The sequence below is a fragment of the Citrobacter sp. RHBSTW-01013 genome (genome assembly GCF_013781985.1).
Lineage (GTDB): Bacteria > Pseudomonadota > Gammaproteobacteria > Enterobacterales > Enterobacteriaceae > Citrobacter > Citrobacter braakii.
This window is the reverse complement of sequence record NZ_CP056185.1, coordinates 1396606-1408138: the sequence shown is the minus strand read 5'-3', so window position 1 is coordinate 1408138 and position 11533 is coordinate 1396606. Positions and strand designations below refer to the sequence as shown.

The window sequence follows — 11533 nt, the reverse complement described above, 5'->3', positions numbered from 1 at the left end:
CGTTATGAGCCATAAAGTTATCGCTATCGTCGGCGGTGGTCAGGCTGCGGCAATGGCCGCCGTCGCACTGCGTCAGCAAGGATTTAACGGCGAATTGCATCTGTTTTCCGATGAGCCGTATCTGCCCTATGAACGCCCTCCGCTCTCCAAAGCGATGCTGCTGGACGAAAATCCACAGCGACAGCCGATCCTGAACGCTGACTGGTGGCTGGAGAACAACGTACAGCTGCATCTTGGCGTCACGCTGCGTCAGATTGACCGCACCTCGCGCACGCTGATGCTCGCCGATGGTCAGTCCTACCGCTGGTCGCAGTTGCTGTTGGCGACCGGGGCCGCCGCCAGACCGCTGCCGCTACTGGATAAACTGGGCGAACGTTGCTTTACCCTGCGTCACGCCAAAGATGCCGAGCGTCTGCGCGGTGCCTTGCTGCCGGGCAAGTCGATTGTGATTGTCGGTGCGGGCACCATTGGCCTGGAATTAGCGGCCAGCGCGATCCAACGCGGCTGTCGGGTGACGTTAGTGGAGCTGGCCTCAACGGTAATGGGTCGCAACGCCCCTGCTCCGGTGCGCGACTATCTGCTAAACCGCCACCGACAGGCAGGGGTGCGGGTACTGCTCAACAGCGCCATTGAGCACGCCGAAGCCGGAGAGTTTATCTCGCTTACCCTGCAAAACGGCGAGACGCTACAGGCCGATGCGCTGGTTTATGGCATCGGCATCGTGGCGAATGATGCGCTGGCTCGCGAAGCGGGGCTGGAGACGGCTAACGGTATTATCGTTGACTCCGCCTGCATCACCTCCGATCCCGCGATTTTCGCCGCCGGTGATGTGGCGATAACGCGCCAGCCTGACGGTTCGTTAGAACGGGTAGAAAGCTGGGAAAATGCCAATAACCAGGCACAGATTGCCGCTGCCGCAATGCTCAATCTGCCGTTGCCGGAGAAGACGCCTGGCTGGTTCTGGACCGACCAATTTAATGACAATCTGCAATTTGTTGGCGATATGCAAGGGCAAACATGGCTATGTCGTGGCAATCCGGATGACGGCAAGGCTATCTGGTTCCACCTGCGTGATGGGAAGCTAATTGGCGCAGTAGCGCTCAACAACGGACGCGAAGTGCGCGCACTGCGTAAGTTAATTCATTCAGGACGAGTAGTAAGCGAGGAAGCGCTGTGCGATGAAGGCGTAGCGCTGAAGTCGTTGTGATAGCAGCCTGATAAGCGCATTTTTGCCCAGTCAACAACGCCGGAATAAGTATAGAAGCCGCCGAAGTTGACGTTATTCCTGCCCGTTTCCGGGCAGGGAGTTTAATAAGACTGAATATTCAGAGTCATCTTTTGCCGCATGCTTTCGCCGCATGCCAACAGGGTTAACTGACCAAAATCCGGGCGATGGTGATCGTCAGGCGCATGGCTCATGGGTTCAAAACAGAAAAAATCGAATGCATATCCCTTATCAAATGCCGGATCGGAAACAAAAACAAAATAGCAGGGCGCAGGTGGCTCGGTAGTCATCAAAAGCTGATACCCCAAATCGGGTTGCTGGATTGCCGCAGCCCCATCCCAGCCGGAGAAACCATTATTCACCCAATGTTCAGGCAGCGGAGCGGGCTGATTGAAATCCAGCTCTTGCGGCAAGCTCTCCTGGTGCGCGCCGGTTAGCCAGTGTTCTTTCTCAAGCCAGTAGCCGTTGGCATGCGCCTGTATACGGGTTCCCGGCGACAGCGGGAAATAGGGATGCCAGCCCAGGCCAAACGGGAGCGAATCCCCCTCATTGGTGACGATCAGTTCAACCTCAACCCCGCTGGCGCTCAGGGTAAAAACCTGCTGCGCCGTATAAAGATAGACTCCCTGCCGATGGATATACTCCAGTCTGAGCTGCGTCGGAGAGTGTGCCACACAGCGCCAGCGATTCAGCCAGCCATCGCCGTGAAGGTAATGGCGGTCCCACTCAACGTTAGGTTGCAGCTGATGCTCTCCCGCCGGTGAGCGAAACCGATTTCCGCTCACCCGGTTACCGAACGGCACGAGGGGGAAACAAGACGATTCCACCGCAATTCCGCTTTTCAGGCCTGGGCGCAGCACGGGGCTCATTTCCCCCTGATGTTGCCACCACAGTCCCTCAATCGCCCCGCCCTGCTCCGCAACCTGAAGCCGCAGATTGCTATTTTCCAGCGTATAAAGCGTCATCTGGCCCCCTTAATCCGGAAAGTTAATAACCACTTTGCCGCACTTCCCGCTCGCCATCAGCGCATAGGCTTCCCCTGCCTGTTCAAGAGAAAAACGATGCGTAATCGCACTATGCGGCCAAAGCTTCCAGTCGGTCAGATCGCGGGCGCATTTCTCCATATGGAACAGGCTGGTTACCCAGGAGCCAATAATACGCCGCTGGTGATGCATCAGGTCGGCACTCACTTCAAATTCAACTTTCCCGGTTTCACCGATATAGACAACTCGCCCCCAGTCCGCTGTCGACTGCAATGCCAGCAGACGACCCGCTGCATTACCGGAACAATCCAGCGCCACGTCCGCGCCGCCGTGCGTCAGTTCGGCAATCAGCGCCGGTAGATTCTCCGTCGTGGCCAGGAATCCGTTGTCCATCACGCCCAGCTGTTTTGCCGTCGCCAGGCGATCTGGCAGCATATCGACGCCAATAACGCGCTTCGCCCCACGCCCCTTCGCCAGCATCATGGCCATCATGCCGACAGGCCCGAGGCCGACAACCAGAACGTTGTCACTGCCGGACACTTCACCACGCAGAATACCTTCGTAGGCTGTCCCAACGCCGCAGCTAATAAACGCCCCGTCTTCATAGCTCAGGGCATCCGGGAGATGAATCAGGTCTTTCTCTTCCGCTAATAAATATTCAGCATGACCCCCGTCGCGCTGCCAGCCGTAGGCGGCTTTGCCCTCCCCGGTACAGGAGATCGGAAAACCCCGTCGGCAGTTGGAACAGAATCCGCAGCCGGAAATATGGTAAACCAGCACCCGGTCACCCGCTTTGAAGTGTCGACAGCCAGCCCCGGTTTCAATAATTTGTCCACAAGGTTCATGACCGTTAACAAACCCCTGATACAATGGCTTATCCGGCGCAGCAGCAGTCCCCCGATGCTGATGATAAATATAATGAACATCGCTCCCGCAAATTCCTGATGATTTCATTTTAATGAGAACCTGATTGATACCCGGCGTTGGCACAGGAACCTCTCTGAGTTCAACGGTGGAATTTCCCGGTAAAAAAGCAGCCAGCATTGTTTTCATCATTCCCTCTGCATAAATTAATAAATATTAATGTTTAAGTTTACTGTTACGTTGGGTCAGCAATATATTCGCCAGCACTGCCACCACAATAATTAGTCCGCGAACAACCTGCTGGAAGAAAGAGTTAATTCCCAGCAGCACCAGTCCATTACCAATAAGGGTAATCACCAGTACGCCTAATAAAGTGCCAAACAGTGAACCGCGACCGCCGGACAGCGCGGTGCCTCCGACCACAACCGCCGCAATGACGTCAAACTCCAGTCCATTTGCCGCCCCCGCATTACCTGAGCCAAGCCTGGCGGCCAACAGAATCCCGGTAATGGCAGCCAGCAAACCGGAGAGCGTAAAAATCAAAATACGCACCCGCTTAACGTTAATCCCGCAAAGCTGCGCGGCGGTCGCATTCCCGCCGGTGGCAAAAACGGAGCGACCAAACGCAGTCTTGCGGCTGATAAAGACAAAGATGACGAACAGAATCAGCATAATGAGCGCCGACACCGGGATGCCAAAAAGCTGCCCACCGAGCCATTCCAGCACCTCATTTTCATCAATCGGTACCGGAAGCGCGTTGGTCATAAACAGTCCCATACCGCGTAAGGCGCTCCACAAACCTAATGTGGCCACGAAGCTTGGAACGCTAAATACGCCACGCAATACGCCAGCAAGCGTGCCCAGCGCGGCGCCCAGAATTAACACCATCAGGCAGGCAAGGCTAAGCGGCACCTGAAACTGTAACAGGAAGGCCAGACAGACGGAGATAAACGCCACCATCGGCCCAACACTCACGTCTATCTCACCGGAAATAATAATGAGCGTCATTGCCCATGCGGCAATCCCAATCGTCGCGGCATCCCGGAGGACGTTCATTTGGTTATTTAACGAAATAAATCCTGGCGCGTTCAATGAAAATACCAGATATAAAATAGCAATAACCACCAGCAAACCAATTTCATTAATATGATTGCTAATAAATTGCTTTGGCGCGGTACTTTTGCCTTGCGGCAGCGTTAATGATGAGGCAGACATCTGTTATTTCCTCAATAAACGTAATGGCTAAATAGCTGCGCCTAATACCGCTACACTTTTGCCTGACCATGTTTTCCTCCGGGGAATGGGCTGGCGGTTTCCATAAAATGGCGGACCTTTTTCAGTAACTGCCACATTGAGCGGCACTGATGATTACGGGTTATCGTGTCATGAAGTGCCTGCCATAGCCGTTCCACATGATTCACCCACGGCGAGTAAACCGGCTGGTAAATTACCCTGAACTTGGGATTTGCTTTCAACCAGCGCTGTGTTTCGCGGCTTTTATGGATAATGTAGTTATCAACGATCAGCGTGATTGTTTTCGCCCGCCGGTAAGTGGCTTTCAGGTGCTTCAGCAGAGCGATAAACAGCGCTGAACTTTTGCTGTTGCCGCCCACGTAGCTGACTTTACCCGTGCCACTGTGCAGTGCGCCGGCCAGATAGTATTTTTCGTTCTGCCCCGGCGTCACTACCCGTTTCTGCTGTCCGCGCAACTGCCAGTCCGCACCGATTTTAGGATTAAGGTGGATATCCACTTCATCTTCATAAAATACCGGATGCTCTGCGCTGCATTCATCCAGCGCTTTGTGGATTACCGCCATCTTTTCATCTTTATGTGGGTCACGGATACGCAGAGTTGGCGCGGCCCTGCGCCATACAAGCCCCGCAGATGGCAACCAGCGGCGAACGGTTCCTGCATGTAACTGGCAACCGGTTATCTCATTGATTTTTATTGCCAGTAATTCGGTGCTCCAGCGTGAACGTTGATAACCAAAATCGCCGGGAGAATGCTTTATCAGCTCACGTAACAGGGTGCAGATATGTTCAAAAGGCCAGCGTCGGGAGCGCCCTGCGGGTAAGGATTTCAGGCCTTCAATACCTGAGTGCGTAAACCAGTTAATCCAGCGACCAACGGATGAACGGGCACAACAGAGAGTTCTGGCAACATCGCTGACCCGTTCACCCCGATGAAGCATCAGCATGGCCGTGAGTCTGCGGGCATGATTTTTATCGCGCGTTTTATGAATAGCTTTCTGCATCAGGCGTCGTTCGCCACGGGGTATTGGTGCTATGATCGGCATCGCTCAGTCCGGTTGGTGGTTTTGGTTGGTTTGGCGATTGATCAGATCGCACAATCCGGGCTGAGTTCCCTTTCAGTGATCTACTATTCCGCGCAGCTATTTAGTGCGTGGATAGAATGGCCGACATTAATTCATCGACATTTACAGGGGCTAAAAGCTCGCGGGTAAATTCGCCGTTTTGCAGCAGCAAAATACGATCGCAAACTAAAGGCAGTTCTTCTATTTCGCTGGAAATGAAGATGACACTTTTTCCTTCTGCGGCCAGCTCACGCACGATACGATATATCTGCTGTTTGGCTTCGATATCGACGCCGCGCGTCGGCTCATCAAGGAGCAAAATTTCGCTTTCGGCATATACCCAGCGTCCAATGACCACCTTTTGCTGATTGCCGCCCGATAACGTCCCGATTGCGGTCTGCGTATTTGCCGCTTTTACCGTCATCCTGCTCATCACCGCCGCCGTCAGCGCCTGGATCCGCTGCCAGTTCAACACGCCACGCTGACTCACCTTGTGTCGGTTGGTCATTACCGTGTTTTCATCCACACCCAGTAGCGGAATGATCCCCGCTTCTTTACGGTTTTCCGGGGTATAGCCCACGCCGCTTTTGAGCATTGCGGCATAATCAGGCTGCGAAATATTCACGCCGTTCAGCGTGATTTCTCCGCGGGAAAATGACTCTAATCCAATGATTGCCTTGAGTAATTCGCTACGGCCCGATCCCAGCAGACCTGCAATCCCCAGGACTTCGCCCCGGTGCAGCGTAAAGCTAATATTATGTAGCTTTGGCGGATGGCATAATTGCGCAACCTGCAGAACCGGAGTCGTTAGCGAGATGCCGGGTTTAACCCGCGGGAGATCGATATGTTCCCTGCCCAGCATCAACGATACGATTTCCTGAGTGGTCGTGCTCTCCAGCGTAACATCCCCGGCGACCTGACCATCGCGCATGATCGTTGCGCAAGAGGCGATACGGCGGATCTCCTCCATGCGATGACTGACATAAATCACGGCGACGCCCAGCGCTGACATCCGTTTTACCGCGTTGATCACCAACTCAACTTCCGCATTAGCCAGCGAGCTGGTCGGTTCATCGAGAATAACCACCTGCGGCTGGCCTTTCATTACACGGGCAATCTCCACCAGTTGCTTTTGTGCCGGACTCAACGTCCCGACTAAAGCATCGGGTGGAACATCAACACCGAGAGCCGCCAGTGCCTCTGTCGCCTGGCGAGCCATCATAGTCTGATTAATCATGCCATTACGACGCGGCCATTGACCAAGACAGAGATTTTCAGCAACCGTCAATCCCTCAACCAGACTCAGCTCCTGGTATACGGCTCTGACCCCCAACTCCGCTGCGCGTCGCGTCAGCGTGGCATCGCTGCCCTCAAGGCGGGTTCCACCCAACCAAATTTCGCCGCTATCAGGACTTTCACTGCCGGTCAGCATACGAATGAGCGTGGACTTTCCCGCGCCATTTTTCCCCAATAGCGCCCGAACCTCACCTTTTGAGAGCATAAAATTCACGTTATCCAGCGCCACGACGCCGGGATAACGCTTATTTCCTGCGACTATCTTCGCGACCGGTGTCGACGTTTTTTCACTTGCTGTCATCACATCTCTACCTCAGTTAACGGACAAGAGTCATCAAGGCAGACCGTCGACATGCGTAGTCAGCCACTGCTTACCATCTTCAGATTTAACGTAGGTATCGATGTCCACAGGGATGATTTTGTTTGCCTGTGGGGTTTTATTAATCACATTCATGGTTTGTGCGAAAACGGCATTGCCCATTTTCTTACCCGAAATGTCGACAACGGCTTTCAGCACCTGATAGCTTTGCAATTCCTGAGCGATTTCCGTTGTCATATCCGAGCCGAACACGGCAATTTTGCCCGCTTTCCCTTGATTGCGGACCGCTTTAACCGCACCCAGCGTCGCCCCGCCGGACTCCCCCATAATGGCGTCCAGACTGGATGAGGAGATAATCAGCTTTTCGCCCACAGAGATGGCTTTATCGAGAACAGTTCCTTCCTGATTCGCGACAATCTGCATATCCGGAACGCGTGCTTTTAGCGCCTCTTCAAAGCCTTTACGCCGCTGCACACAGACCTCGAACGCTTCACAGTTAATTATCGCAATTTTTGGGGCACTGATTTTTTGTGCAATAAAATAATCAGCCGCGGCCTCCCCCAGCTTTTTACCAAATTCAACCGGATCGCCAACCAGGTAGGCAGAGACATACTTGTCCACGCCTTTATCATTGATACAGGTGTTGTAGCAAATCACCGGAATACCGGCTTCACTGGCCCGGCGAACCGCGCGGCTGCTGCCGTTTTCTGAAACGGCAGAGAGAATAATGGCGTCCACGTTGCGCGCGACCAGCGTATCGATAAACGAACTCTCTTTGGAAATATCGCCCTGAGCATTGGTTTCAATGAGCTGAATTTTTGCCTGATTCTCTAGTGCCGCATCCTGAACGCCCTGACGTACGCCAGCGTAATACCCCTGAGTATCAAGGTAGATTGCACCGACGGTAATCTCTTTCTCTGCGCTAAAGCCGGGGAATGAAATACTCAACAACGTTAACAGTAAATATGAAAAAAATGAGACTACCTTATTTTTAGACATACGTGCCTCCTGTAGGGTCAGGCATTTATTGTTGTTTAGCTTCGGCGGAACATAAGCGTCCGCCGGGCGATTTCACATATTCTAAACATCCCGAAGAAAGCGGCGGGTCAGGCCGCTCAAAGATTACAGTAAACGTTCTTTAGTTAATGAGGTGCAGCACGAAGGGCATTGTCTGTCGAAACAGCGCAGCTTTCGCCCAGGCGGGATTGAGCGCTTCCAGCTCAGATAGCGCCTGCTCGTAGCTTGCTCCGCCGCCCAGTCCTGCCGTCGCCAGGGAGCGCACAAGCAAACATTTCTCCTGATGCTGCTTTTGGATATCGGCATATAACGAGAGGAGATCGGGTTGGGATACCGCGAAGAAATCGGCCTCCACCTGCTCAGCCTCCATGTGTTGCGACCATTGCAGCATATCGTTGAAAAGCTGGTGGCTGGCCGCGTTTTCACCCGTCATCCGCAAGGCAATACCTTGCCAGAAGAGGTAATCCACCGGCTGATCGTTGTAGTAGCTATGAATGTTGATCGTCCGATCGCCCCGCGCCGCTTTCTGGAAACACTCGACAGCACGTTCTTCCATACCCTGCTGCCGGGCGCAAATCCCCAGCCAGAACCAGATATCGTTATCGGTCTGACCCGGCAACCGTCCTTCGCTGAGGTTATCCGGGTAGTGCAGCGCGGCAGTCAGCAACGCTTCAGCCTGCTGTGGACGCTGGTGCTGAATATGCTGCCAGGCTCGCAAAAGGTGATTGATAATAAACTGACTGGTTATTTTTCCTTCGCCACCTTCCCAGGGATGAAACTTACGCGAAGAAAGGATCCCGGCCGCGTGATCCGTTTTCCCGGCGAGATGCCAAAGATGCAGCAGCTCCGCCGTTAAATCGTCGCGTTTCAGTGCCGTAGCGAGATTTGCCTCCAGCCGGGCAAGGCGTTTGCCTGGCTCTGCGGCAGTGAGCTTATCCAGCAGATCGCGCTCAAACAAAAGACGAGCGTCTTGCGGTTGTTGCTCACACGCTTTATCCAGATACGCCGTCGCCAGACTGGCATCAGACAGTTTATTCCACGCATGAATCGCCAGCCCTCGCCAGGCATCAGCAAAATCAGGGGCCATCTCAACACAGCGCTGCCACAGGTGAGTCGCTTTCTCATAGTTACGCCGGCTGTAGTGAAAGCAGGCGAGCAGGTGCTGAGCAAAATAGCACTCTGTGACATTTTCCAGCGCCGCCACTTCCGGCAGCAGATTGGGAAAACGCACAAAGTCAGGAAACACCTCGCGCGCGCGGTTTATCAGCGCAAGGCGCTCATTCCCCTCGCTCAAACTGGCTTGCAAATAGAGCGGTAGCGTTTTCTGGCAGTTAAGCGCGGTCAGGACGGCTTTCGCCCGCTCAGTCATTCCCCAGTCCAGCAATAATCCGGCGGTCTGCAAGGCGTTAATATCCCGCGACTGGCAGACGCCCACCCAGCGGGCCATGTCCGATTCGGCTGCAGAGATCGTCGCTTTCACCCACCAGAAAGTGGGATTCAGCGGATAGTCGCGCAGCAGGTTTTCGGTCAGTTGCAGTGCCTCGCCATGACGACCGGTGAGGTGCAGTAATAATGTTTCGAGAGACAGCACATCCTGGTTGGTCTGACACGCCAGCAGACTCTGCCGACAAAAATTCAGGGCATCATCGTAACGCTCATTTCGCGTAGCCAGCCTGGCAAGCCCATAATATCCGCCCGCTTTGCTGTTACCACTCCACACTGCGCGCCAAAAATCCTCCTGCGCATCGTGCCATTGCTGTAGCCGTTCTCTGGCGCTGGCGCGGATCAGGCTTGCCTGCCCGCACTGCGGATTTTTGTTCAGGCGATGCGCACGCGCCAACGCCTGAGTGGCATAATCGCTCGCTCGTACGTAGTCGGCGCGATTATATTCCAGCATCGCCAGCGCCAGATTGCAGCGGTAATCCAGTGGATCCAGCTCAAGGCCGCGAAGGTAATAGTCGAAAGGTGAACGGCTGGCGTGGTGATATTGCTCCAGATGCTGGCCGATAAACCACGCCTCATCCACGCTGCCGATCTCATCCGCGCTTAGCGGGGCTTTCGCCACTTCCGGCAGCGGTATCTCCTGCGGCTGATGTTCCTGATAACGCAATACGCTCCTGCCGTGGCGATCGGACAGCGTTATCGTCAGACGAGCGGGATTAATCCCGGTTAACGTCTCCTGAATAACGGCGCATGGCATCAACTCAATCACTTCATCCAACAGCGGCTGCGGGTTCCCCTCTTCGCAAAGGGTAAGACGGTGGGCGGAAAGAGGCGAAATGGCATACACACCCCAGGCGATCCCCTCGTCATCACGCTGTAGTTTAATCACCGCATCGCGCGAGGCGTTCTGTACCATGCCCAGCGAGTGGTAAGGCAGGAAGTATTGCTCAAAACGCTTTTCTTCAAATGGGTCAAGCCAGGTAAAATCCGGTTGGTTATCGGCAAAAATACCGGTCATCAGTTCGATATAAGGCCCATTCTCATCGGTCAGATTTTTATCCCATGCCTGACCAAATTCGCTATACCCCCAGCTCCACTGTTTTTTCCCCGGCGCGATATGATGATCCGCAACATGTAGCAGCCCGCCATTTTCATCATGGCTCCAGGCACCGACAAAATCGTATTCTGACTTTTCCGCCATGTAGGAGGTCGGTACCGGAACATTTTTATAGCGAGAGATATCAACACCCGCCGAATAGTCCACCTTGTAATACGTTCCGGTGGCGATCGGGAAGGCTGAAACCGCACGTTTGCCGTGATCAAACACCGCGGTGACATCCGGTGGAAAGACGCTTTGATGCCCGTCGCCACCTTTCACTGCCGGATTCGCCCACCATAAGAAATGACGCGGCGTGGCATTGCTGTTGTAGACGCGACTGCCAATCTCCAGCGCTGCACGTTGCGGGCGCAGAGTAAATCCGGTCATCACCTGCAGCCCATGCATCGGCTCTGTCTCGCCAACCCACACTGTTTTTGAGCCATCGTCATTTTCGCTAATCGTAAAATCCACCGGCATATACGTAGTGGGTCGATGGTGCTGCGGCCAGTTGAACTCGATCCCCCCGGAGATCCACGGACCAAGCAGCCCCACCAGCGCGGGTTTGATAACGTCATTGTGATAAACGAAATCACGCTGCCTCACCTTATCCCATGCGCGATGCACGCGGCCCCCAAGCTGAGGCAGGATCATGATTTTGATATAATCATTTTCCAGCCATACCGCCTGCCAGGCCTTTAACGTTTTATCCTCGCTCAGCGTATCCGTCACACCGTAGGGATACACGGCCCCGGAAGACCCCTGATAAACCCGATTCTCCAGAAACATGGGATGTACATCCTGCGCCCCCGTTTCATAGGTCGGAATATGTACCGTCTCCTGCCAAACGTTTACTGAACTCATAACGCCCTCAAAGTTAACAAGACATACTAGAGTGAAATAATGAGAGCAGTGTAATGGACAGAATTACGGGTTTTACGCACAATAATCACGCAATTTAGTTAACAAGGTTTA

General features: G+C 53.9%; 8 protein-coding genes. 1 reads left to right on the top strand and 7 read right to left on the bottom strand.

Annotated features, from left to right (window positions below; all coding sequences use genetic code 11):
* Window positions 1–4: 4 nt before the first annotated feature.
* Entirely contained in the window at window positions 5–1207 is a 1203-nt protein-coding gene (gene hcaD, locus HV350_RS06760) for a phenylpropionate dioxygenase ferredoxin reductase subunit (protein ID WP_181630075.1), read from the top strand.
* 101 nt (window positions 1208–1308) lie between these two features.
* Here the strand turns inward: hcaD and HV350_RS06755 are convergent, their stop codons facing one another.
* From HV350_RS06755 to HV350_RS06725, 7 genes are all read right to left on the bottom strand, one after another.
* Window positions 1309–2190: an aldose 1-epimerase gene (locus tag HV350_RS06755; protein WP_016157153.1), complete on the bottom strand. Its 882-nt coding sequence runs from the start codon at window positions 2188–2190 to the stop codon at window positions 1309–1311.
* Window positions 2191–2199: 9 nt separating this feature from the next.
* Window positions 2200–3261, bottom strand: a complete 1062-nt coding sequence (locus HV350_RS06750) for a zinc-binding dehydrogenase (RefSeq protein WP_016157154.1) — start codon at window positions 3259–3261, stop codon at window positions 2200–2202.
* A 27-nt stretch (window positions 3262–3288) separates the two neighbouring features.
* Window positions 3289–4287, bottom strand: a complete 999-nt coding sequence (locus HV350_RS06745; protein WP_016157155.1) for an ABC transporter permease — start codon at window positions 4285–4287, stop codon at window positions 3289–3291.
* Between the two features lie 50 nt (window positions 4288–4337).
* Entirely contained in the window at window positions 4338–5369 is a 1032-nt protein-coding gene (locus HV350_RS06740; RefSeq protein ID WP_046092923.1) for an IS630-like element ISEc33 family transposase, read from the bottom strand.
* A 100-nt stretch (window positions 5370–5469) separates the two neighbouring features.
* Window positions 5470–6987, bottom strand: a complete 1518-nt coding sequence (locus HV350_RS06735) for a sugar ABC transporter ATP-binding protein (RefSeq protein ID WP_088583052.1) — start codon at window positions 6985–6987, stop codon at window positions 5470–5472.
* 30 nt (window positions 6988–7017) lie between these two features.
* Complete coding sequence (locus tag HV350_RS06730) at window positions 7018–8001, bottom strand: substrate-binding domain-containing protein (RefSeq protein WP_016157157.1); 984 nt, start codon at window positions 7999–8001, stop codon at window positions 7018–7020.
* 139 nt (window positions 8002–8140) lie between these two features.
* Window positions 8141–11422, bottom strand: coding sequence for a DUF5107 domain-containing protein (locus tag HV350_RS06725; RefSeq protein WP_181630073.1), 3282 nt, complete (start codon window positions 11420–11422; stop codon window positions 8141–8143).
* Window positions 11423–11533 lie beyond the last annotated feature (111 nt).